The sequence below is a fragment of the Erwinia sp. V71 genome (genome assembly GCF_965644245.1).
Taxonomy (GTDB): domain Bacteria; phylum Pseudomonadota; class Gammaproteobacteria; order Enterobacterales; family Enterobacteriaceae; genus Erwinia.
In genome coordinates, this window is sequence record NZ_CBFFRK010000320.1 from 1 (window position 1) to 287 (window position 287).

The window sequence follows — 287 nt, forward strand, 5'->3', positions numbered from 1 at the left end:
CTCGCTCATCTTTTGTCGGAAGAGCAGGATAGCTTATCGGTAGCTAACCGTCCCTCCATCCACATGACCAAGCGTTGTACTTATTATCTGAATTCGCGGATTACCCTCAAGAAAATAACATGGCGAATTGTCCCTTTCGTGATGTTTGCTTACTTTATTGCCTTCTTTGACCGCATCAATATCGGTTTCGCCGCACTGACGATGAACCAGGATTTAGGGAAGGTGCGATTTAATCGGTGGGGTTCAGTGGAGTCCTTAGCTGTATTAGCCTTACCTTAGCTGAGCTG

Annotated in this window: 1 pseudogene; it reads left to right on the top strand. The window is 46.3% G+C overall.

The window, feature by feature from the left end:
* Positions 1-63 precede the first annotated feature (63 nt).
* A pseudogene (locus ACSZO1_RS22810) lies at positions 64-219 on the top strand (hypothetical protein); the annotation flags it as partial.
* Positions 220-287: the final 68 nt, after the last annotated feature.